Genomic DNA, 22,860 nt, shown 5'->3' with positions numbered 1-22,860 from the left:
TCCGCTCAACACGATGAAACGGGATGAATCAGGATGCTCCATCTCAACATCGGGCGGACAGGACCGCATGTCGGCGCCTCACGCGGTCCGCCGGGCGATCCACGACTCGGCTTCGGTGACGGCCTGTTCGAGCGGGGCGAGGAGGGCGCCCTCGGCGGGGACGACACCGCCGGGGCCGAGGTCGCGGTCCAGGCCGGTCGCTTTCAGGAGGTGGACGAGTCCGGGTTCGGCCCCCGCGAGGATCAGACGGCCGCCCTGGACTTCGATGTCGCGCACGTACCGGCGCAGCACCTTGACCACGGACGAGGACGGCACGTCGGGGACGCCGCGCATGACGAGGATCAGGACCGCGCCGCGGGCGTCGTCGGAGCGCGGGAGCATCGCCTCGATGCGGTTCATCTCGGCGAAGAAGCTGACGCCGTCGTAGTAGAGGACGGTGACCTGACCGGAAGTCAGGCTCTCGGGCGGCTCACCGGTGTGCCAGTCGCCGCGTTCGGGGTCGCGGGTGAGGGCGACGAGGCGGGCGCGACGGGCGGCCTGAGCGCAGTACAGGAGCAGGGAGAGGACCGCGCCGAGGATGATGGCCTGCTGCAGCGGAAGCTGGGTGGTGGCGAGGAAGGTCAGGATCATCGCGCCCGCCGACATCCAGGAGGTGCGCAGGACCAGCAGGATGTCGTGGCGCTTGCCCCAGATCAGTTCCCCGCCCACGACCAGGATCAGGCCGCCGATCACCGGCATCGGGATGCGTTCGGCGAGCGAGCCGCAGACCAGAACGATGACGGCGAGCATGACGCCGGAGAAGACGCCGGCCCAGCGGGTGCGGGCGCCGGCCGAGACGGCGACTCCGGTGCGGGACAGGGAGCCGCCCGAGGGCAGCGACTGGAACAGGCCGCCCGCCACGTTCGCCAGGCCCTGGGCGGCGAAGTCGCCGTTGACGGAGGAGCGGGAGCCGTCGGGGTTCGGTACCGAGGGGCCGATGCCCGCCGCCTGGGCCAGGCCCACCAGGGCCACGGCGACCGCGCCGCCCAGGAGATGCGGCACCGCCGACAGGTCGGGGGCGGAGAAGCCGGGCAGCGCGGCGGGGATGTGGGCGATGTCGCGGACCAGCTCCACGTCCGTGCCGAGGACCGCTACCGCGACGCTGGCCACGACCATGGCGATCAGTAGGGCGACCGCCTCCAGGCGCCGGACGAGACGCGCCAGCGCCCACACCGCGATCGTGGCCAGCGCGACGAGCGTGGCGGCGAGTTGCCAGTCTCCGATGTGGACGAGCCAGTCACCCAGCTGGTAGAGGCGGTTGTGGCCCTGGGGCTTGTAGCTGGTGGCGTCTTTGAGGACGCCGGTGATGATCTGCAGGGCGATGCCGGTGGAGAAGCCGGTCATCACCGCGTTCGACACGAACGACATCACCGCGCCGAGACGGAGCACCGCCATGAGCAGCATGACGATGCCCGCCATGATCGTCAGGGTGGCGATGTTGCCCGCGTTCTTCGGGTCGAGCCCGGCGTCGGACAGCACGCTCTGCGAGGTCAGGGCGATGGCGCTGGTGAGCGTGGTGACCATCAGGACCGTGCGGGAGGTCAGCGAGCCCACGATCGCCGGGACGACGCCCGCGTACAGGCCGGCCACCGGGTTGAACCCGGCGATGGCCGCGTACGCCATGCCCTCGGGGATGGAGAACAGGCCGGTGACGAAGCCGGAGCTGACGTCGGACGGCTTCGGCTTGCCCAGGGACTCGCCCAGGAAGGGGAGCCGGAGTCGGTCTCTGAGCTTCGGCACCCTCAGGCCACCGGCCCGCTGATCACGCACTTGCCGGGCGTGGCGAAGTCGATGGCCCGCATCCAGCCCGGCGGCTTTGCCTCGTGGCCCTCGCGGGGCAGCTGCCCCCGCTGCTTGGCGCCCATGAGCAGGAACAGCGTCATGGCACCCCGCTTCCCGATGAAGTAGTGCCTTCAAGCTCGCATCGCAGCTTGCAATGCGCATCTCGGACAGCAGGCCACCGGACGTCTCACGGCGATCGGATCTACCAGCCTCATCGCCCGGGGCCGTGCCGGACCCGTGCCGGGTTGGGCGGGCCGACCCACGTTCGTCCCTCCCACGAGGGAGCTCTCTTCACCCGCTTACGCCACCTCGCATTCGCTGCGGAAGCCACTGCCGGTCATCCACAGCCGCCGCCCATGTCCGCGGGACCCCAGCCAAGGGCAGCCACGCCATCGTGCACCCGCAGCCGGCCGCGCTCGCGAGGGGACGTGCCGGTATTTCCGCCCGGAGCACGGTACTCAGCACTCCCCAGCCGAAGCGAAAAGACGCCCACCGGCGGATGGCGAGGACGGACATACCGGCGCGGCCCCGCACCCACAGACGAACCCGTACCGCAGGACCGCACCCCGCCAGACCCGCACCCCACCAGACCCTCACCCCACCGGCACCCGAGCCGACAGGAACCGAGTCCTGCGCCGCAGCCGGAACCCCAGCGACTCGTACAACCGGATCGCATCGGTGTTCCGCGCCGACGTATGCAGGAACGGCGTCTCCCCGCGGACGCGGATCCCGTCCGCCACCGCCAGGATCAGCCGCGTCGCAAGCCCCTCTCCCCGGTGGGCCGGATCAGTGCAGACCGCGCTGATCTCCGTCCACCCCGGTGGATGCAACCGCTCCCCGGCCATCGCGACGAGCGCGCCCCCGCGACGTATGCCGAGGTACGTGCCGAGCTCGACCGTGCGCGGCAGGAACGGACCGGGCTGCGTGCGCGCGACCAGATCAAGCATCTCCGGCACGTCATCCGCCCCGAGCCGCACAGCCTCCGGATCGGGCGCCGCCGCAACCCCGTCATCCACCAACTGCACGCCCTCCATGTCGAACGTCACCTCCCACCCCGCCGGCAGAGCCACCCGCACACCCGGCAGCGGCACCTCGACGCCGGGCCCCGCGAGTGCGGCGAGATCCGCCCAGTCGCCCGACTCCGGGGCATCGGGCAGGCCGAGCCACGGCGACACGTCCGACTGGTACCGCACCACGCGCCCCCGCCGCTCGGCGAACCGGGCATGGGGCCCGTTCAACGCGGCGTAGGCGGGATTGTCCAAGGGATGCCGGTCTTCCTGCCGGTCCTCCCCGGGCAGGTCTTCCCCGGGCCGGTCCCCGGGCAGGACCTCCCCGGGCTCCGCACTGCTCTGGGCCTCAAGCCCGGCCGACTTCACGCCGCCCCCACCTCGATGACAACCTTGCCCCGCACATGCCCGGCCTCCACCGCACGGAGCGCCTCATCGGCCCGCTCCAGCGGATACGTCGCCGTCACCTCAGGACGCAGCACCCCGTCGACGGCAAGCAGCGCCACCGCGTCCAGAACCTCACTGGTCCGCGCCCGCGCGACCGCCACCCCACCGAGCTCGGCAACGGTCTCCTTGGCCGCGGCCGTGATCAGCTTCCCCTCGCGGCCGGGAAGTGGCAGGAGAGACGCCACCGCCACGAGATCCTCGCCGCCCACCAGGTCGAAGACCGCGTCGACGTGACCGCCCGGCGCAGCCGCCCGCACCCGCTCCGCCAGATCGGGCCCCGGCGGCACATGCACCGCCCCCAGGGACTCGACGAAGTCCTTCTTGCCCGCGCTCGCCGTGCCCACGACACGAACCCCGAGATGCCGCGCCAACCGCGCCGCGGCCACACCCACACCACCGCCGACCCCGGTGATCAGGAGCGTCGCCCCGGCGGGCAGACCCAACTGATGCACACCGTCGTACGCCGTCGCCACCGCGACCGGCAGCGCGGCGGCCTCCGTGAAGGTCAGGCCCTCGGGCTTGTGCGCGGTGAGAGAGGCGGGCAGGAGGGTGTGCTCGGCGAAGCCGCCGGTGTCCGGGTTGCCGAACACCGCGTCGCCGACCGCGAAGCCCTCGACGCCCGCGCCGACCGCCTCGACCACCCCTGCCACCTCGCTGCCGAGGACCTCGGGGAACGCGGCTGGCGGCGCCCCCGGCCTCCGCTTGCCCGCCCGCAGCTTCCAGTCGACCGGGTTGACCCCCGCCGCCCGCACCGCGACCAGGAGCTGGCCCGGTCCTGGCTCCGGCGGGTCCTGGTCGACGAAGGCTTCCACTTCGGGGCCGCCGAACCGGGTGAATACGTACGCCTTGGACATGTGCTCCCTCGCTTCGAACCGTGAACCATGAATCGACGTGGCTGTCACCTCGACGTGGCTGTCACCTCGTGGGTGTCACCTTGGACGACGGCCATGATCGCCCTTCTATTCCCCGCGCGACGCGGCGTTCACGAGGTCGCAATGACCGGAGTGGGAGAGGGCGTATCAGTCGGCGTCGGTCGGCATCAGCCGGCACCGGAAAAACTGAACACCCCACAAAGTTTTGCTGACGCGAGCCTTGACCTTAAGTGTTCAACCAATCAAGACTCAGGCCCCGTAAACCGCACTGGCGCGGATGACGCATTCAGCTCTTGGCGTCGCCGACCCAGTTCGGCACGCCCAGAGCCGCGTTCGGAGGCCATTTCGCCATGCCTGCCACCACACGTCGTGAACTCATGAAGCAACTGGGCGGCACCGCAGCCGCCTTCGCCTTCGTGGCCGCCGCCGGCCCGATCGCCGCCGCCACCCCCGCCTCAGCCGCCGAGGCCGCCGCCAAAGGCACAGGCACAGGCAGCGGCACCGCCTCCCCGGGCGCGGCCGCCGCCACGCGCCGCGTCCGGGGGCTCGTCGCCCGCCTCACCCTCGACGAGAAGATCAGCCTGGTCCACGGCGCCACCGACCCGCGCAGACTGGGACAGGCGGGATACCTGCCGGGCATCGAGCGCCTCGGCATACCGGAGCTGCGCCTGACCGACGGCCCCGCGGGCGTGAACGTCACCAAGTCCGCGACCGGCCTCCCGCCGGTCGCGACGCTCGGCGCTTCCTTCAACCTCGAACTCGCCCGCGAGTACGGCGAGGTCATGGGCCGCGAGGGCCGCACCCTGGACATGGACGTACTGCTCGCCCCGCAGATCGAGCTCTCCCGCACGCCCTTCTTCAGCCGCAACAAGGACCAGTCCGGCGAGGATCCCTACCTCAACGGCCTGATCGGCGCCGCCCAGGTCGAGGGTGTCCAGGCACAGGGCATGCTCGCCCAGGCCAAGCACTTCCTCGCCAACAACCAGCGCCTGCACGAGTTCGACCGCGAGAAGCCGGAGAACTCCTACGACTTCGTCGTCGACGACCGCACCCTGCACGAGCTGTACCTGCCCGCCTTCGAGGCCGTCGTCCGCGCCGGAGTGGCCTCGGTTATGTCGGCGTACAACCACCTCAACGGCGAGTGGAACTCCGAGCAGAGCACCACCCTCACCGACATCCTCCGGGGCGAACTCGGCTTCCAGGGCTTCGTCACCTCCGACTGGGGCGCCACCCACTCCACGGCCGCGCTCGAAGCGGGCCAGGACATGCAGATGTGGGACGGCTCGTTCTACGGGGAGCCCCTGAAGAAGGCCGTCAAGGACGGCTCCGTCCCCGAGGCCGCCCTCGACACCGCGGTCTCCCGCATCCTGGGCCGGTACGACGCCTTCGGCATGCTCGACGGCAGCCGTGTCCCCGCCCGCAAGAAGATCGACGTCAGGGCCGGTGCCCGCGTCGCCCGCGAAGTCGCCGCGCAGGGCGCGGTGTTGCTCGCCAACGACGGCGGTCTGCCCCTCTCGCACGCCGCGCTGCGCGACCTCGCGCTCATCGGCCCGACCGCCGGCCAGGTCGCCACATCGGTCTCGGGCGAGCGCGCGTACGGCTTCGAGGAGCGCCTGATCAGCCCGCTCGACGCACTGCGCCGCAGCACCAAGCGGAAGATCGCGTACGAGGTCGGCGTGGACCTCACGGGCACGGCGGTGCCCGCGTCCGCGTTCCCCAAGGGCCTGACGCGCAAGAGTGGCGGCAAGGACAAGGGAACGGACAAGAAGGTCGACTTCGTCGGCGACAAGGCGCTCCCCGTCGGTACGACGGCCGAGTGGACCGGCACCTTCGTGCCGCCCACCAGCGGTGAGTACGCGCTCAAGATCCAGGGCTGGGGCGCTGCGGTCTCGCTCAGCCTCGACGGCAAGGAGCTGACGACCGCGGCGGGCGCCCGCGACAGCTTCGCCCGCAAGTGGTCCTCGATCGTCCCGACCACCGACGGCCTCGACAACGGACAGGCCGAACCCGTCGAGCTCACCGGCGGCAGGTCCTACCGGATCGTCGTCAAGGCCACAGGATGGGCCACGACCATCGCCGAACGCGGCCCGGTCCAGGTGAGGTTCGCGTGGGTGACCCCGCAGCAGCGCACCGCGTCCGTCGCCGCCGCGGCGAAGCTGGCCCGGCGCGTCCACACCCCGGTCGTCTTCGCCTTCAACGGCTCGGGCGGCTCGGTGGGCGGTGGCGGCGACTTCACCACGCTCACGCTCCCCGCCCACCAGGACGAGCTGATCGCGGCGGTCGCCGAGGCCAACCCGCGCACGGTCGTCGTCCTCACCACCGGCTGCCCGGCGACGATGCCGTGGCGCAGCGAGGTCGGCACGATCCTGCACACCGGTTACGTCGGCCAGGAGGGCGGCTGGTCCACCGCCGACCTCCTCACGGGCCGCGCGAACCCGGGCGGCAAGGCCACGGTGACCTGGCCGAAGAAGGACACGGACCACCCCACCCTGGACCCGGCCCACCCCGAGCGCTACTACGGCGTCGACGGAGTGGTCACGTACAGCGAGGGCATCTTCACCGGCTACCGCGGCTTCGACAAGGCGGGCATCGAGCCGCTCTTCCCCTTCGGACACGGCCTGTCCTACACGGAGTTCGGCTACCGCAACCTGTCCGTGCGCCGGGCGGGTGCGGGCTACGAGGTGTCGTTCACGGTGACCAACCGGGGGCGGCGCACGGGCGCGGAGGTCCCGCAGGTGTACGTGGGCGCGCCGCGCGGTGCCGGTGTCGAGATGGCCGTGAAGACGCTGGCCGCCTTCGACCGTGTCGAACTGCGCGCGGGGGAGTCGCGCCGGGTCACGGTGCGGGTAGCCGAGCGGCGTCTTTCGTACTGGGACACGGACCGGGGCCGCTGGGTGCGCCCCGAGGGGCGGCGCGCGGTGTACGTCGGCTCGTCGTCGCGCGACATCCGGCTGACGGGGGCGGCGGGCTAGCGGCAGGCAGGTGACGTACGAGGTGACGTATGAAGTGACGTACATCACCTTCGGCTGTGTCGCAGTCGGTGGGGCTGACTCGTCTTAGGTGTGTAACCAGTACCGACGACACAGGAGCGCTCCATGGAAGCTCGGTTGAACCTCATGTCGAAGCCGGTCGCGGCCAAGGCCATGAAGCACATCATCGCCGCGGGCAAGGCGCTCACGGAGTCGACGCTGCCGGCCGCGACACGCGAACTGGTGATGCTCCGCGCCAGTCAGATCAACGGCTGTGCCGGATGCATCGACATGCACACCAAGGACGCAGCGCACGCCGGGGAGACCTCGGTGCGCCTCAACCTCGTTGTCGCCTGGCGCGAGGCCACGGTGTTCACCGAGGCCGAGCGCGCCGCCCTTGAACTGGTGGAGGAGGGCACGCGCATCGCGGACGCGGCGGGCGGTGTCAGCGACGAGGTGTGGGCGAACGCCGCCAAGCACTACGACGAGGACCAGCTCGCGGCCCTGGTGACCCAGATCGCCGTCATCAACGCCTTCAACCGCCTCAACGTCATCAACCAGCAGCCCGCGGGCGACTACAAGGTCGGTCAGTTCGGATGATGGCGTGACGGTGTGACGGCCTAGAGGAGCTGCTCCTCCTCGGTCGGCTCACCCAGGCCCCTCCCGTCCACGGTGAGGGCCCGGGTGAGCCGGTCCAGGTGGGCGCGGTACAACCCGACGAAGTCCAGGCGCCCTTCGGCGACGGCCCACTGGACCTGGAGTCCGTCGGAGACGGCGAGGATCTCGCGGGCGATGTTCTCGGGATCGATGCCGGTCCTCAACTGACCCGTTTCGACCGACCGTTGCAGCGCGGAGGCGAGGAAGCCCGCGACGCGCTCGTACCGTTCGGCGAAGTAGGCGTGCGCCGGGTGCGCGGGATCACCGGCCTCCGCCGACAGCCTGGTGTAGAGCTCGATGAGCCCCGGCTGGGTGAGGTTGTACGCGGCAAGGGCGAGCACCTCCCGGAACAGCGCGCGCACGTCGTCGCCGGAACCCGAACCCGAACCCGAACCCGAATCGGAGCCGGAGCCGGAGCCGGGGTCGAGCCGTCCGAACGTACGGACCGTACGGTCCTCGCGGGCTTCGAGGACCGCCATCAGGAGACGCTGCTTCGACCCGAAGTGGTGGGTGATGACGGTGGCGGAGGTGCCCGCTTCCGCGGCGATCTTCGCCAGGGACGAGTTCAGGTAGCCCGCCTTGGCGAAGAGCACGAGAGCGGCGTCGATGATGGCCGCTCTGCGCGGGTCGGCGGCGGCGTACTGCCCTGACGGGCGGTGGCGGGGGATGGGCTGCTCCATGGGGGCAGGTTACGTTCCCCGGAACCTCTACTTCAGGGCTCGATACAGCGCCCCCACCAGATGCACGCTCCGCAGATCCTCCCCCGACGTCCCGCCGCCCATCTGATTCATCACGTACGCGAAGGAGACCCGGTTCTCCGGATCGGCGAACGCGTAGGACCCGCCCGCGCCCCCGTGCCCGAAGGCCCGCGGATTGGGTCCGGCCTGCCCGTACGGGTTCAGCATGTAGCCGAGCCCCCATTCCCACTTCTCACCCCACGGCGTCCCCGCCGCGAGCACCAGGTCCGGCTCGTCGGGCTGCCCCTGGCGGGTCCTGAGCCGCTCGAGCGCCGATGCGCTCACCAACTGCCCGCCTCCCAGCGCCGCGTACACTCGCCAGACCCCGCGCTGACGCGTGCCCATTGGCCGCGGGGATCTCGGCGGACCGATAGGCCGCGGTGTTCACGTTGCCGACGGGCAGGTACTGCAGGGCCAGCGTGACGGCGGCCATCGGGTGGTCGTCGATCGACTTCACCGGCGGCGCGGGCGGAGGCGCGGAGCCGAGCGCGCTGCGCGGGCCGTCCGGAGTGAGCGGCTTCGCCATGTCCGCGCACCGGCCGTGCTCGCTCTCAGGGGTGCCTACGTGGACATCGGCCCCCAGTGGCTCCGTGACCTCGCTGCGCAGGAACGTACCGAGCGAGACGCCTGTGATCCGCCGGACGACCTCACCGACCAGGTAGCCGAAGGTCAGCGCGTGGTATCCCTGCGCCGAACCCGGCTTCCACCACGGCGGCGTCGCGGCCAGCGCCCCGCACACCTTCTCCCAGTCGTAGAGGTCCTGGGACGTCATGGGTTCGTGCGGTGCGATCACCCCGGAACGGTGGCTCAGCAGCCAGCGCACGGGGATGTCCGCCTTGCCCGCCTGGGCGAACTCCGGCCAGTAGCGGGCGACCGGCGCGTCCAGGTCGAGTTCGCCCCGGTCGGCGAGGAGGTGTGCGCACAGCGCGGTCATGCCCTTGGTCGTGGAGTAGACGTTCACCAGCGAATCGCGCTCCCACGCGCGCGTGCCCGTCTTGTCCGCGTCACCGCCCCACAGGTCGACGACGAACTCCCCGTCGACCGTGGCCGCGACGGACGCCCCGAGGTCGCCGCGCTCGGTGAAGTTCCGCTCGAACTCCTCGCGTACGCCCTCGAAGCCGGGGGCGCAGGTGCCATGGATCGTTGCGGTCATGACTCGTGACTCTCCTCGTTCGCTGGAAGCGCCGACCCGCCACATCCTCGCGCATGGTTGCCCACGGCACCTAGAGCGCAGCAGCAGAGAGGGGGAGGGGAGTGGAGAGGAGGGGCGCGAGGGAATGAGAGAGAAAAAGAAAGGCAAGGAGGTGTTCCCACTCCTTGCCACTCTTAACTTATAGCGCACCGGGGGGCTTGCGGCAAGGCCCCCGTGGTGCCGCACAATCGCAGGCCGAAGCCACCACCTGCCGAAACGGGAGATCCACTAAGTGCCTGCGCTGCTGTCCGCGTTCGACCTTCCCGCCCACCTCGCCCCCAAGGCCGACCCGACGCTGATCGCCCACGACGAGCAGCACTTCGCGGCCATCGAACTGAGCCTGGAGCAGACGATCGCCGAGGTGTCCGACCGCCTCGACGCCCAGCGCAAGGCACCCGGCGGCATGGGCAGGGAGGCCATGGACCGGGATCTGGAGATCCACCGTCTCACCGGTCGCCTGCGCGCCCTGAGCCGCTTCGGGCTCGACCTGTGCCTCGGACACATCGTCGGCGCGGACGATCCCGAGCCCGTGTACATCGGACGCCTCGGCCTCACCGACAGCGAGGGGCGGCGGCTGCTGCTCGACTGGCGCGCCCCCGCCGCCGAGCCCTTCTTCGCCGCGACCCACGCCGACCCGATGGGCCTGGCGAGCCGCCGCAGATACCGCTGGACCCGCGGCCGGATCAGCGACTACTGGGACGAGGTGTTCACCGCCGACGGTCTCGAGGGGCATGCGGCGCTCGACGACCAGTCCGCCTTCATCGCCAGCCTGGGCAGCAACCGCTCGTCCCAGATGCGCGACGTGCTCTCCACCATCCAGGCCGACCAGGACGCCATCATCCGTGCGGGGTCCCGCGGTGCCCTCGTCGTCGACGGCGGCCCCGGCACGGGCAAGACCGTGGTCGCCCTGCACCGTTCCGCCTACCTCCTCTACTCCGACCCCCGCCTCGGGCACAGCCGGGGCGGCGTGCTGTTCGTCGGCCCGCACCGGCCCTACCTGTCGTACGTCGCCGATGTCCTGCCCAGCCTCGGCGAGGAGGGTGTGCAGACCTGTGTCCTACAGGACCTCGTGACCGAGGGAGCGGACGCGGTGGTCGAGGCCGACCCGGAGGTGGCCCGCCTGAAGTCGTCCGCGGACATGGTGAAGGCGATCGAGAAGGCGGTCAGGTTCTACGAGGAGCCGCCCGCCAAGGGGATGACGGTCTCGACCGACTGGTCCGACGTCTGGCTGAGCGCCGGCGACTGGGCCGAGGCGTTCGACGCGGCGGGGCGCGGCACTCCGCACAACGAGGCGCGCGAGCAGGTCTGGGAGGAGCTCGTCTCGATCCTTCTTGAGAAGCTCGACGGCGATGTTCCCGGCGAGCTCTTCGAGCGGTCGCTGCGGCACGACGAGGAGCTTGTCACCACCCTGCACCGCGCCTGGCCGCTGCTCGAAGCGGCGGACCTCGTCGGTGACCTGTGGTCGAACTCCGCCTACCTGCGGATGTGCGCCCCCTGGCTCACTCCGGACGAGGTGCGGAGGCTCCGGCGCAAGGACGCGCCCCAGGCCTGGACGGTGTCCGACCTGCCGCTCCTGGACGCGGCGCGACAGCGGCTCGGCGACCCTGAGGCGGCCCGGCAGAGGCGTCGCCAGGAAGCCATCCTCGCCGCCCAGCGCGAGCAGATGGCGCAGGTCGTCGACAACCTGATCGACGCCGCGGCCGCTTCAGGGGCGGACGGTGACGACGGTGAAGGTCTGGTGACGATGTTGCGCGGCCAGGACGCCCAGGTCAGCCTGGTCGACGAGTCCGAACTGCCGCCCGCCGACCCGGACCGGCTCGCAGGACCGTTCGCGCACGTCGTCGTGGACGAGGCGCAGGAGCTGACCGACGCGGAGTGGCAGATGCTGCTCCTTCGCTGCCCTTCCCGGAGCTTCACCATCGTCGGTGACCGCGCGCAGGCCCGTCACGGGTTCACGGAGTCGTGGCAGGAACGCCTCGAACGGATCGGGCTCGACCGCGTCAAGGTGGAGTCCCTGAGTGTCAACTACCGGACACCGGAAGAGGTCATGGCGGAGGCCGAGCCGGTCATCAGGGCCGCGCTCCCGGACGCCAACGTGCCGACCTCCATCCGCAGCAACGGCATCCCCGTAGTCCATGGATCCGTCGCGGAGTTGGACCAGGTCCTCGACGCCTGGCTCGCCGCCAACGCCGACGGGACCGCGTGTGTCATCGGCGACCCGGATTTCCAGGCGACGTCCCGCGTCCGGTCGCTGGCTCCGGAGCTCGCGAAGGGACTGGAGTTCGACCTGGTCGTCCTCATCGATCCCGACGCCTTCGGCGAAGGGATCGAAGGAGCGGTCGACCGCTATGTCGCGATGACCCGCGCGACCCGGCAACTGGTCGTCCTCACCAGCTGACGAGGACCAGCTGACGAGCGCACCGCCGAGTGGTGTGGGGGCAAGGCGGGCATGTCGTAACAAATATGCCCAATGCGTGATGCAAGACCTCATAAGGTCGGGGCTTGTGTCCTGCCCGCCAAGGGTTGGACTTCTCTTCACATCAAGGTCACAGCCCCTTCCCTGATCCTTGCTCCCCTTGAAACACTTCACGCGCTCATGTCCCCCACACCACACATGACGAGGTCGAATCCACTCATGCCAGAACTCAATCGGCGCCGGTTCATGCAGCTCGCCGGCGGCACCGCGGCCTTCGCGTCGCTCTCGCAGAGCATCTCCCGCGCCGCCGCCCTGCCCGCCCAGCGCCGCTCCGGCTCCATCGAGGATGTCGAGCACGTCGTCGTCCTGATGCAGGAGAACCGGTCCTTCGACCACTATTTCGGCACGATGAAGGGCGTACGCGGCTTCGGCGACCCGCGCCCGGTGACCCTGCCCAGCGGAAAACCCGTCTGGAACCAGTCCGGCGGCGGCAAGGAAGTGCTCCCCTTCCATCCGGACGCCGAGGACCTCGGCATGCAGTTCATCGCGGGCCTCGACCACGACTGGGCCGGCGGCCACAGCGCCTTCAGCAACGGAAAGTACGACAACTGGATCCCCGCCAAGTCCGAGCGGACGATGGCGTACCTGACGCGCGACGACATTCCGTTCCACTACGCGCTCGCCGACGCGTTCACCGTCTGCGACGACTACCACTGTTCGTTCATGGGTGCCACGGACCCCAACCGCTACTACATGCTGTCCGGCCACGTCGGCAACGACGGCAAGGGCGGCGGCCCGGTCCTCGGCAACCAGGAGGCGGGGTACGACTGGACGACGTACGCCGAGCGTCTCGAGCAGGCCGGGGTCTCCTGGAAGGTCTACCAGGACATCGGCGACGGCCTTGACGCGGCCGGGCACTGGGGCTGGATAGACGATGCCTACCGCGGCAACTACGGCGACAACTCGCTGCTCTACTTCAACAAGTACCGCAACGCCAAGCCCGGCGACCCCCTCTACGACAAGGCGCGCACCGGCACCAACGCGAAGGCGGGCGACGGCTACTTCGACCTCCTGAAGGCCGACGTGAAGGCCGACAAGCTCCCGCAGGTCTCCTACATCGCCGCGCCCGAGGCGTTCTGCGAGCACCCCAACTGGCCGGTGAACTACGGAGCCTGGTACATCGCGCAGGTCCTTGACGCGCTCACCTCCAACCCCGAGGTGTGGAGCAAGACGGCGCTGTTCATCACGTACGACGAGAACGACGGCTACTTCGACCACGTCGTGCCGCCGTACGTGCCGTCCTCCGCCGACCAGGGCCTGTCCACCGTCGACACGAAGCTCGACTACTTCCCCGGCGACGCCAAGTACGCCGCCGGACACTACGGCCTGGGCCAGCGCGTCCCGATGGTCGTCGTCTCGCCCTGGAGCACCGGCGGGTTCGTGAACTCCGAGGTCTTCGACCACACGTCGATCATCCGGTTCATGGAGAAGCGCTTCGGCGTCCGGGAGCCCAACATCTCGCCGTGGCGCCGCGCCATCTGCGGTGACCTGACCTCCGCCTTCGACTTCGGCGGCAAGGACATGGACCCCGACGAGATGCCGGACACCGCCGCCTACGAGCCCCCGGACAACAAGCGCCACCCCGACTACGTGCCCAAGGCGCCCGCGCAGGCTTCCCTGCCCAAGCAGGAGTCGGGCTCGCGGCCCTCGCGCCCGCTGCCCTACGTCCCGCTGGTGGACGGCACGGCAGTGCCCGCCGACGGCAAGTTCACGCTCACGTTCAGCGGCGGCGAAGCGGCCGGTGCCTGCTTCCACGTCCGCTCGAACAACCGCACGGACGGCCCCTGGACGTACACCACGGAGGCCGGCAAGAAGATCTCCGACACCTGGAACACGAAGTACTCGAAGGACGCCTACGACCTGTCGGTGTTCGGCCCGAACGGCTTCCTGCGCGTCTTCCAGGGGCCCGGCAAGACCGCGGGACCCGAGGTCACCGCCCGCCACGACAAGGCGACCGGCAACCTCGTACTCACCCTGAAGAACGCGGGCAGCGCCGACGTCAACCTCAGCGTCGCCAACGCCTACGGCGGCGGCGCCCAGACGTTCAAGGTGAAGGCGGGCGGCACCGTCAACCACACCGTCGACCTGCGGACGAGCAAGCGCTGGTACGACGTGGCGGTGAAGTCCGACGCGGACAAGACCTTCCTGCGGCGCTTCGCCGGGCACGTGGAGAACGGCCAGGCCGGGGTCAGCGACCCCGCGATCGTCTCCGCCTGACACACCTGTCCCTGGTGAGGGAGGGCCGCCGTCGGACTACAGCTCCGGCGGCGGCCCCCACGCCCCGAGGTCCGGCCGTCCCCAAGGCAGTCCGGTCCGCTCGCAGGCGAGCCGCAGCTCCTCGGGGTCGGGGACGTTCAGGCTCTCCTTGCGGATGACCTGGCCCGTCGGCGACCAGACGAGAAGCGTCTCTACGCTGTTGTCGTGGTCGTCGACGCCCACACCGCCGATCGACGGCCGCGCGTGCTGCCACTCGGTCTTCCCCCGGCCGCTCTCGGCCGCCATGCGGATACCGTGCCCGCCCAGGACGAGCGCGGGGCGGCGCCGGTCGTACACGAAGGCACCGAGCGCGCCCACCGCCGCGCCCGCGGGAACACCCCAGGCCGCCCAGCTCAGGCCGCTGTCGAAGAGATAGCGCAGCTTGAACGCGAGCACGCCCATGACGACGACGCCGGCGACCACACCGGCGATGTAGTACCACTTGCGGGTGGCGCCGGGCATGCCCACGGTCACTTCGGCGGCGGGAGCGGCGGCTGTGGCTGCCGTTGCCGGGGGAGCGGTCGGTGCGTACGCGGGATGGGACGAAGGCGGTTGGACCGAGGGCGCCGAGAGGCCCGCGAACGCCGCCGACTCGTACGCGTCGCGCTCCGGATCGCTCACCGGATAGCCCAACGCCCTTGCCCGGTCCCGCAGTTCACTGCGCGACACCCGCAGCGCGCCGAGCGGCGCGTGCAGCAGTTCCTCGCCCTCTGTGCCCCGCAGCCGCAGCCACGGATGCCCGGAGCGGGTGTGCAGTTCGAGGCCGCCGATCTCCGTGCGCGGGATGCGCAGCGCGCCGTGCTCGCCCTCCCAGCCCACGTGGTCGACGTCGAGCGTGAACCGCGCCTCGGGCAGCACCTGGTGCGGCAGGAAGCTCGGGTCCACGTCGTAAGCGTTGTTGCGCCGCTGGTCCTGGATCACGCGGTAGCCGCGCGAGCGGAGCACGGCGAGCAATTCGTCCGGCGGGACGTCGCCCGAGTACGAGGTACCGATCAGGGCCAGGTCGTGGCCGTAGAACTGCAGGATGAGCGAGACGCTGACCTTGCCATCGCCCATCTCGCGGGTGAGCTCCGTGGGCACGATCCCGGCGATCGCGGACGCGGGCAGCTCCGTCGTGCCGAACCACGGGTCGCGGGCGGTGACGCCCTGCGGGCTCACCGTCCAGTGCGCGGGCGGGGTGCGAAGGACGCGGTAGAAGGAACCGGCGGCCCACACCAGGACCACCGTGGCGAGCGAGGCGATCAGGGCCACGCGCCCCTCGATGCTGTTGTCCGACGGCACGATGGCCGCGCCGAGACCGACGAGCCCCACGACGCAGAAGCCGATCCGGCGCCCCAACTTCCTTGAGCGGACCTCCGGTTCGGGACGGGAGAGCTCGACGGGACCGACGGCCTGGGCGGGCAGCGGCCCTTCGGCAGCTGCCGAGAGCAGTGCCGCCTCGCGCCGCGAGAAACCCGCCTCACGGGCGGCCGCGTTGCCCTCCGGCTCGCCAGGACCGTCGAAGAGCCGCAGCGGGGCGCCGAGCCGCCGGGTGGTGACCCAGAAGGGGAACATCGCGATGGCCATGTCCTCCAGGCCCATCGCGCAGAGGTTGCCGACCTTCGTCGAGCCGTAGTCGGTGGGGGCGCGCACTTCGAGGGCCATCGCGCTGAGCAGCAGGGGCTGCTCCCGCGAGAAGGGGTACGTCGCCGTGGCCCGGCCCCCGCTCAGCCGCTGGAGGCCCGCGCCGCTCAACCGCCAGACCGTACGCGTCCGCAGGCGGGGCCGGGCGGCGCCGAGCAGCCAGCCGAGCAGGGCCGCGGCGAGCGGAACCAGCGTACGGACGAGGGTGTTGTCGGCGCTGACGTACGCGAGCACGCCCGCGACGACGCCTGTCAGCGGCGGCATCCACCAGGGTGCGAAGACGGTTCGCGGGCGGTTCGACTCGATGAACGGCCCCGCGACCCGAGCCGCCACGACCTGCCGGTCTCTCGCGGCGCGTGCTGATTCCATTGTGGTGTCCTCCCCCGTGAGTCGCCCGAGCCTGCCGCCGGGAACAGGGGACCGTCAAATCCCGCCCGCGAGCCGGGGTGTACGCCTGCGATCGCTTCCGGGTCCGCTTCCGGGTTCGCTTGCGGGCTCGGCCCGCCCGGCGTTTTGCGGACGAACTCGGTGAAGTCGGTGATGGCTGAAACCCGCCCCCGGTGAGTCCGTCGTCACAGGTCCCGTCAGACCCTGGCGAACCGCCCGACCCATCGGGGTAGTGTGCCCGGGTGACAACGCATTCGAACACTCCTGCAGGCTGGTATCCGGACCCCCAGGGCGCGCTCCGGCTGCTGCGCTGGTGGGACGGCGCCCAGTGGACCCAGCACACGAGCCAGGACCAGCAGCAGGCCGGCGGTCAGCCCGCACAGGCCGCTCAGCAGGCCCAGCAGGTTCCGCAGCAGGCCCAGCCCGCGCAGCCGCAGCAGGCCCAATATGCCCAGCCGCAGGGGCAGTTCGGCCAGCAGCAGGCCCCGCAGCAGGCCTACGGTCACCCCCAGCAGGCGGCCCCGCAGGCCGACCCCGCCAAGGTGCAGCGCCAGGTCCAGCAGCAGGCGGGCGTCGCGCCCTCCTCGCAGGGCGGCGGCACGCTCTTCACCGAGCCGGTCCTCGTGGTGAACCAGAAGGCCAAGCTCATCGAGCTGACGAACGAGTACAGCGTCATGGACCAGTCGGGCAACATACTCGGCTCGGTCGTCCAGGTCGGTCAGAGCACGCTCAAGAAGGTCGCGCGCTTCGTCTCCAGCGTCGACCAGTTCATGACGCACAAGCTCGAGATCCGCGACGCGTACGGTCAGCCGGTGCTCCACCTGACCCGCCCCCGCAAGTTCATGAAGTCGCGGGTCATCGTCGAGCGCGCCGACGGTCAGCCGATCGGCGAGATCGTCCAGCAGAACATGATCGGGAAGATCAACTTCGCGATCATGGTCAACGGCCAGCAGGCCGGTGCGATCAAGGCCGAGAACTGGCGCGCCTGGAACTTCTCGATCGTCGACCACGCGGACAACGAGGTCGCCCGGATCACGAAGACCTGGGAAGGCCTCGCCAAGACGATGTTCACGACCGCGGACAACTACGTCCTGCAGATCCACTACCAGCTGCCCGAGCCGCTTCTGAGCCTCGTCGTGGCGACGGCCCTGACGGTCGACACGGCGCTGAAGCAGGACTCCCGCGGCTTGGGGTGAGGCTGTCCCTCACGAAAACGGGCCTCGGCACCCTGGATCCAGGGTGCCGAGGCCCGTTTCTTCCACATGTCAGAGGCCCGCGCCCCTTACGGGGCTACGGCATGTGTGGCGCGGTTGGATTCCGCCTGGCTCGGGACGGATGCGAGGAAGTCCTCCGCGGAGAGCTCCGACGGCCCCTCCGCGTGCCTGTCGTCCCGCGGCGACCGCGTGAGGACCACCACGCCGTACGCCGCCACCGCCGCACCCCCCGCCGCCAGGAAAAGACCGGCCACGCCTCCCTGCAGCCGCTCCCCGAGCAGCGCGAGACCGATGACGGCCGCGGCCACCGGGTTGGCCAGGGTGACGACGGCAAGCGGCGCCCCGAGGCCCCCGCGGTACGCGGTCTGGGACAGGAAGAGGCCGCCCACGGCGAACGCGGCGACGAGCAGCGCCACGATGATCACCTGCGGGCTGAGCAGCGGACCCGAACGGTCCGTCGCCGCGACCGTCACGGTCTGGGTGAGCGCCGATGCGACGCCCGAGGCGAACCCGGAAGCCGTCGCGTGACGCAGCCCCGGCCGCGTACCCGGACGGGAGAGGACGCCGATCACGGTCACCGTGAGGCCCGCGACGGCCAGCGCCTCCGGCAGGGTCAGCGTGTCGTCGGGTGCGGGCCCGGTGGCGGTGAGGAGCAGGGCGCTGAGGCCGATGAGCGTGAGCCCGGTGCCGCGCCACTCCAGCGCCGTGACCCGCCGCCCCGCGAGCCGCGCGCCCAGCGGCACGGCGGCGACCAGGGTGAGCGCGCCGAGCGGCTGGACCAGGGTGAGCGGACCGTATTTCAGGGCCGCCACGTGCAGCAGCGCCGCGGCCGCGTTGAGCCCGACGGACGACCACCAGGCCCCGCTGCCGAGCAGCCGCAGGAAGCCGTTGCCGTCGCCCGGGATACCGGCGGCGAGGCGCTCCTGGGCGACGGCCGCGGAGGCGTACGCGGCGGCCGACACGAGCGAGAGCGCGACGGCGAGAAGCGTGGCGTTCACCGGCGTACCCCCGGTGCGGCCAGTTCACGCGCGGGTGCGCGGCGCCGTACGACGAGCGAGCGCGCGGGGTCGGGGAGCTTGATCACGGCGAGCGCGATGCCGAGCAGCGCGGACACCGCGATGGCGTCGAGCCAGTAGTGGTTGGCGGTCCCGACGACCACGAGCAGGGTGATCAGCGGATGCAGCAGCCACAGCCACCGCCACCGCGAAGAGGTCGCGGCGATGAGGCCGACGGCGAGCATCAGCGCCCACCCGAAGTGCAGGGACGGCATCGCGGCGAACTGGTTCGCCATCGAGTCGGCCTGCGGGGCGGAGCCGTAGACGGTCGGCCCGTACACCTGCCCGGTGTCCACGAGCCCGGTCGCCTCCAGCATCCGCGGCGGCGCCAGCGGGAAGGTCAGGTGCAGCACGAGGGCCGCCGCGGTCAGCGCGGCGAGCACCCGCCTGCTCCACAGGTAGTGCCGGGGGCGGCGCAGGTAGAGCCAGATCAGGAACAGCGCGGTGGCCGGGAAGTGCACGGTCGCGTAGTAGGTGTTCGCGATGTGCACCAGGGTGTCGCTGCTGAGCAGCACGTCCTGGACGGCGCCCTCGCCCGGCAGGCGCAGGGTGCGTTCGGCGTCCCACACGTGGTGTGCGTTGCGGAAGGCCTCACCGGTGTGGCCGTTGGCCAGCAGCCTGCCGAATTTGTAGACGAGAAAGAGTCCTACGACGAGGAGGAGCTCGCGGACGAGGGGCGGTCGGGCAGATGTGTCCGGCTCCCGGACGGCTATGTCCGGTTCCCTTTCGGCAGGCTCGGTTCGGGATTTCATCCCCCGGCCCCTTTACGTGATGACGGGGTGGTGCGGGTAGTGAGAGAGGAAGCGCCCCGGTCGGTCGGGGAGCGCCCTGCTCATCGATACGACAGTGTACCGATACGCCAGTGTACCGATACGGAGGCGTACCGGTACACTGGCGTATCGATAGCGTCGGTCGAAGCCGCCGCACCGAGGAGAAGAGTCATGACGTCGCCGGACCGGGCAGCAGACGCAAGCGCAGTGGACTCCGCGGATCCCGTGAGCTCGTCGCGCCGCTCCAAGATCACGCCCGAGCGTGAGCAGGAGTTCTACGACGCCGTCCTCGGTCAGCTCCGCGAGTGCGGGTACGACGCCGTGACCATGGAGGGCGTGGCCGCGACCACCCGGTGCAGCAAGTCCACGCTCTACCGCCAGTGGAAGACGAAGCCCCAGTTCGTGGCCGCCGCGCTGCGCGCCAACCGCTGCGTACGTTTCGCGGGCATCGACACCGGCACGCTCGCCGGTGACCTGCGCGAGGCGGCGCGGGCCGCGGGGGAGTGGTCGACGCAGGACAGCCTGCTGGTGCAGGCGCTCAGCCACGCGATCCTTCAGGACGAGGATCTGCGCAGCGCGCTGCGCGAAGCGCTCGTGGAGCCGGAGACCCGGGCGCTCGACGACCTGGTCGAGCGCGGGGTGGCCCGGGGTGAGATCGCCGCCGACCATCCGGCGACGCGGTTCATCACGGCTCAGCTCATGGGCGTGGTCCGGGCCCGCCCGGTCCTCGAGGGCAAGCACGCGGACGAGGAGTACCTCTCCGCCTTCGTGGAGGCGTGCGTGCTGCCCGCACTGGGTCTGACCAGACCCACCTGATCGTGGACCGGGGTCCCTGGATGACGGGCCCCGATCTGCCTGCGCCGCGCCGCACCGTGGGGACGGGGGTGGCGTGGCCGCCTTTGGCCGGGCGGGCCGGAACCCTCGTGGTTCCGGCCCGCCCGGCTCAGACGTTCATGGACCCGATCTGCCGTTCATGGACCCGGGCAGGCGTTCACGTACTCCGTCAGACTTCCTTGCCGTTGCCGCCTCCGCCGCCCGACGCGGCCTTGATCCCCTTGGTGATCTCGTCCATGACGGACACCTTCGGGGACTTGTCGTTGACGTCGATGCCGAAGCGGACGATGACGAGCTCGGACTTCACGGTGGGGGAGGGGAAGGCGAGCGACTGGACGTACCCGTCGTCGCTCTTCTCGGTGACGGCCTTCCAGCGCACGAGGTAGCCCTTCTGCCCTGCGACGGTGACCGCCTTGGACTCCAGCTCCTCGTGCGAGGTGATCTTGCCGTAGGTCTTGCCGCCGTAGGACTCCTTGGCGTTGACGGAGATGTCGGCCTTGGCCGCTGCCTCCGCCGCCTTTTCGTCGACCTTGAAGCCCTTGGCGGGTCCGGAGTACGCGCCGCCGCGGGTGCAGGTCTTGGAGGTCTCCCTGGGGCACGGATAGGGGTCCGTGGTCACCGAGGCGCCGCCCTCCTGGCCGCTCGCGCCGGTCCAGCCGTCCGGCACGGGGAGGCTGATGCCGCTGAGGAGGTCGGTGGCGTACCCCTCCTCCGACGGCGGCGCCTCGGAGCCGCCGCCGGGAGGCTGGGACTGCTCCGGGTCCTGCGGGTTCTGCGGGTCCTGGGGCGCGCCGGGTTTCGACGGGGCGGAGGACGAGGGGGCCTTGGCGGCGTTGTCGCCGTCCCCGCCGTCGTCGGAGGTCAGGAAGTAGACGCCGCCGCCTATCCCGGCCAGGACCACGAGGGCCACACCCACGGCTATGCCTATGCGCAGGCCGCGCTTGGGGGCGGTGGGCTGTCCCGGATAGGAGGGGTAGGCCGGGTATGCGCCCGGAGCTCCGGTCGGGGCGCCTGTCGGGGTGCCGGTCGGGGCGGTGGGCGGATAGGCCGGAGGTGCCGCCGGAGCGGAACCGCCCCACCCGGCGGCGGAACCCACCGCGCGGACCTGATCCGTCCATACGCTCCCGTCCCACCAGCGCTCGGTACGGGGGCCGTCAGTTGTCTGGCCGGGGTCGGGGTACCAGCCGGGAGGGGTTACCTGGGTCATGGGCGCCAGGGTATGAGCATTCGGTGAAAGCGGCATGAGAGGGGGCCTGGCGGAGCCTGTACGGAGGTCACTGCCGGGCCGCTCTGTTCGCCCGGCAGGTAGGCGAGTTGCCTGAAGAGGGGGCGAGTCACCCGAGGGAGAGGCGGGTTCACCTCCCGTGCCCGTCCACCACGAGCCGCACAGGACCGCCGCCCACGGGCGCGGGCACCCGCACCCCGGCCCGCCCCGGAGTGATCGACCCCAGCACGCTCGCATGCCGGGCCCCCGTGCTCTGCGGCACCGTCCCCGGCAGCCCGTGCGCCGTCAGGAACCCGAGCACCGCGAAGGCGTACGCCTCCTTCGCGGCGGACGGAAGGCCGAGCTCGTCGGAGGTGCGCACCGGGATCCCGCCCCCCAACTCGGTCCGCAGGAAAGCCATCAGCGTCGGATTGCGTGTGCCGCCGCCGGAGGCGATGACCTCGGAGGCGCCGACCGCCCTGACGGCGTCGGCGACCGTCCGGGCGGTCAGCCGGGTGAGCGTGGCGACGACGTCCTGCGGGGCGAGGGCCTCGTACCCGGTGAGCGCCGCCCGCAGATAGGGCAGATGGAAGAGCTCCTTGCCGGTCGTCTTCGGGGCGGGCCGCGCGTAGTACGGCTCGCCCAGCAGGACGGCGAGCAGCTTCTCGTCGACCGTGCCGCGTGCGGCGATCTCGCCGTCGAGGTCGTACGTGAGCCGCTCCCGCGTCAGTTCACGTACGGCGGCGTCGATGAGGGCGTTGGCCGGGCCCGTGTCGAAGGCGGTGCCGTCAGGGGCGGTGATGTTGGCGATGCCGCCGAGGTTCAGCGCGGCGGGGGCACCGGGCCTGCCGCGCAGCCACATCCGGTCGACGATGCTGACCAGGGGAGCACCCTGGCCGCCCGCCGCGATGTCGCGGGGGCGGAAGTCGGCGACCACCGGGAGCCCCGTCCTTTCGGCGATCCACGCGGGCTGCCCGATCTGCAGCGTGCCGTGTACTTGGCCGTCCTCCACCCAGTGGTAGACCGTCTGCCCGTGCGATGCCACCAACTCGGCGCGCCCGTCGCACAGTTCACGGTCGGCCTCGGCCGCCGCCGCGGCGAAGGCCTGGCCGATGCGGGTGTCGAGGCGGCAGATGTCCGCCAGCGTGGTGGCGGCGGGCGGCAGCGCGGCACCGAGCGCCGTCCGCAGCGCCTCGTCGTACCCGCGGGTGATGAGACCCAGTGGAGAGAGCAGCAGACGGTCGCCGTCGATCGTCAGGTCGGCCGCCGCGACGTCGATGGCGTCGTACGAAGTCCCCGACATCAGCCCGATCACGCGCAAGAACTGCTCCTCTCGCTC

Annotated in this window: 18 protein-coding genes; 6 read left to right on the top strand and 12 right to left on the bottom strand. The window is 70.9% G+C overall.

Annotated elements, in window-relative coordinates; translation table 11 throughout:
- Positions 1-78: 78 nt before the first annotated feature.
- The 4 genes from ACWFRJ_RS11825 to ACWFRJ_RS11810 form a co-directional block, all read right to left on the bottom strand.
- The gene (locus ACWFRJ_RS11825) at positions 79-1,779 is read right to left on the bottom strand and encodes a SulP family inorganic anion transporter (protein ID WP_453527668.1); all 1,701 of its coding nucleotides are present in this window, start codon (positions 1,777-1,779) and stop codon (positions 79-81) included.
- A 2-nt stretch (positions 1,780-1,781) separates the two neighbouring features.
- Positions 1,782-1,922 carry a hypothetical protein gene (locus ACWFRJ_RS11820; protein ID WP_453527665.1) on the bottom strand — a complete coding sequence of 47 codons (141 nt, stop codon included), beginning with the start codon at positions 1,920-1,922 and terminating at the stop codon, positions 1,782-1,784.
- Positions 1,923-2,414: 492 nt separating this feature from the next.
- Entirely contained in the window at positions 2,415-3,119 is a 705-nt protein-coding gene (locus ACWFRJ_RS11815) for a GNAT family N-acetyltransferase (protein WP_453529586.1), read from the bottom strand.
- A 74-nt stretch (positions 3,120-3,193) separates the two neighbouring features.
- Positions 3,194-4,129 carry an NADP-dependent oxidoreductase gene (locus ACWFRJ_RS11810; protein ID WP_453527662.1) on the bottom strand — a complete coding sequence of 312 codons (936 nt, stop codon included), beginning with the start codon at positions 4,127-4,129 and terminating at the stop codon, positions 3,194-3,196.
- Positions 4,130-4,497: 368 nt separating this feature from the next.
- On the opposite strand from ACWFRJ_RS11810, the gene ACWFRJ_RS11805 reads away from it, so the two are divergent.
- Together ACWFRJ_RS11805 and ACWFRJ_RS11800 are read left to right on the top strand one after the other, a co-directional pair.
- The gene (locus tag ACWFRJ_RS11805; RefSeq protein WP_453527659.1) at positions 4,498-7,119 is read left to right on the top strand and encodes a glycoside hydrolase family 3 protein; all 2,622 of its coding nucleotides are present in this window, start codon (positions 4,498-4,500) and stop codon (positions 7,117-7,119) included.
- A gap of 123 nt (positions 7,120-7,242) precedes the next feature.
- Positions 7,243-7,716 (top strand): carboxymuconolactone decarboxylase family protein, encoded by a 474-nt coding sequence (locus ACWFRJ_RS11800; RefSeq protein ID WP_453527656.1) that lies wholly within the window; start codon positions 7,243-7,245, stop codon positions 7,714-7,716.
- 20 nt (positions 7,717-7,736) lie between these two features.
- On the opposite strand, the gene ACWFRJ_RS11795 is transcribed toward ACWFRJ_RS11800, so the two are convergent.
- The 3 genes from ACWFRJ_RS11795 to ACWFRJ_RS11785 are packed head-to-tail and all read right to left on the bottom strand — an operon-like array spanning position 7,737 to position 9,663.
- Entirely contained in the window at positions 7,737-8,453 is a 717-nt protein-coding gene (locus ACWFRJ_RS11795; protein ID WP_453527654.1) for a TetR/AcrR family transcriptional regulator, read from the bottom strand.
- Positions 8,454-8,480: 27 nt separating this feature from the next.
- On the bottom strand, positions 8,481-8,795 hold the full coding sequence (locus ACWFRJ_RS11790) for a serine hydrolase domain-containing protein (RefSeq protein WP_453527652.1): 315 nt from the start codon (positions 8,793-8,795) through the stop codon (positions 8,481-8,483).
- Positions 8,704-9,663, bottom strand: coding sequence for a serine hydrolase domain-containing protein (locus tag ACWFRJ_RS11785; protein WP_453527649.1), 960 nt, complete (start codon positions 9,661-9,663; stop codon positions 8,704-8,706). Before ACWFRJ_RS11785 ends, ACWFRJ_RS11790 begins: the two co-directional genes overlap by 92 nt.
- A gap of 271 nt (positions 9,664-9,934) precedes the next feature.
- On the opposite strand from ACWFRJ_RS11785, the gene helR reads away from it, so the two are divergent.
- Positions 9,935-12,100, top strand: coding sequence for an RNA polymerase recycling motor ATPase HelR (gene helR, locus ACWFRJ_RS11780; protein ID WP_453527646.1), 2,166 nt, complete (start codon positions 9,935-9,937; stop codon positions 12,098-12,100).
- A gap of 237 nt (positions 12,101-12,337) precedes the next feature.
- Entirely contained in the window at positions 12,338-14,395 is a 2,058-nt protein-coding gene (locus ACWFRJ_RS11775) for a phosphocholine-specific phospholipase C (RefSeq protein ID WP_453527643.1), read from the top strand.
- A gap of 36 nt (positions 14,396-14,431) precedes the next feature.
- Here the strand turns inward: ACWFRJ_RS11775 and ACWFRJ_RS11770 are convergent, their stop codons facing one another.
- Positions 14,432-16,426 carry a hypothetical protein gene (locus tag ACWFRJ_RS11770; protein WP_453527640.1) on the bottom strand — a complete coding sequence of 665 codons (1,995 nt, stop codon included), beginning with the start codon at positions 16,424-16,426 and terminating at the stop codon, positions 14,432-14,434.
- Between the two features lie 260 nt (positions 16,427-16,686).
- Between ACWFRJ_RS11770 and ACWFRJ_RS11765 the strand changes: the two genes are divergently transcribed.
- Positions 16,687-17,640, top strand: a complete 954-nt coding sequence (locus ACWFRJ_RS11765) for a phospholipid scramblase-related protein (RefSeq protein ID WP_453527637.1) — start codon at positions 16,687-16,689, stop codon at positions 17,638-17,640.
- 86 nt (positions 17,641-17,726) lie between these two features.
- On the opposite strand, the gene ACWFRJ_RS11760 is transcribed toward ACWFRJ_RS11765, so the two are convergent.
- Both ACWFRJ_RS11760 and ACWFRJ_RS11755 read right to left on the bottom strand, forming a co-directional pair.
- The gene (locus ACWFRJ_RS11760) at positions 17,727-18,656 is read right to left on the bottom strand and encodes a DMT family transporter (RefSeq protein ID WP_453527634.1); all 930 of its coding nucleotides are present in this window, start codon (positions 18,654-18,656) and stop codon (positions 17,727-17,729) included.
- A complete protein-coding gene (locus ACWFRJ_RS11755; protein WP_453527631.1) occupies positions 18,653-19,465 on the bottom strand; it encodes a phosphatase PAP2 family protein in 813 nt (270 codons plus the stop codon). The genes ACWFRJ_RS11760 and ACWFRJ_RS11755 overlap by 4 nt, the downstream gene beginning before the upstream one ends.
- Before the next feature lie 189 nt (positions 19,466-19,654).
- Between ACWFRJ_RS11755 and ACWFRJ_RS11750 the strand changes: the two genes are divergently transcribed.
- On the top strand, positions 19,655-20,299 hold the full coding sequence (locus ACWFRJ_RS11750; protein ID WP_453527628.1) for a TetR/AcrR family transcriptional regulator C-terminal ligand-binding domain-containing protein: 645 nt from the start codon (positions 19,655-19,657) through the stop codon (positions 20,297-20,299).
- Between the two features lie 187 nt (positions 20,300-20,486).
- Here ACWFRJ_RS11750 and ACWFRJ_RS11745 read toward each other — a convergent pair whose 3' ends face one another.
- Both ACWFRJ_RS11745 and ACWFRJ_RS11740 read right to left on the bottom strand, forming a co-directional pair.
- Entirely contained in the window at positions 20,487-21,524 is a 1,038-nt protein-coding gene (locus tag ACWFRJ_RS11745) for a DUF2510 domain-containing protein (protein ID WP_453527625.1), read from the bottom strand.
- 148 nt (positions 21,525-21,672) lie between these two features.
- A complete protein-coding gene (locus ACWFRJ_RS11740) occupies positions 21,673-22,842 on the bottom strand; it encodes an anhydro-N-acetylmuramic acid kinase (protein WP_453527622.1) in 1,170 nt (389 codons plus the stop codon).
- Positions 22,843-22,860: the final 18 nt, after the last annotated feature.

This window comes from Streptomyces sp. NPDC055239 (genome assembly GCF_053606205.1).
Note: the sequence above shows the minus strand (reverse complement) of the source record. Positions and strands in the feature narration are given on the sequence as shown.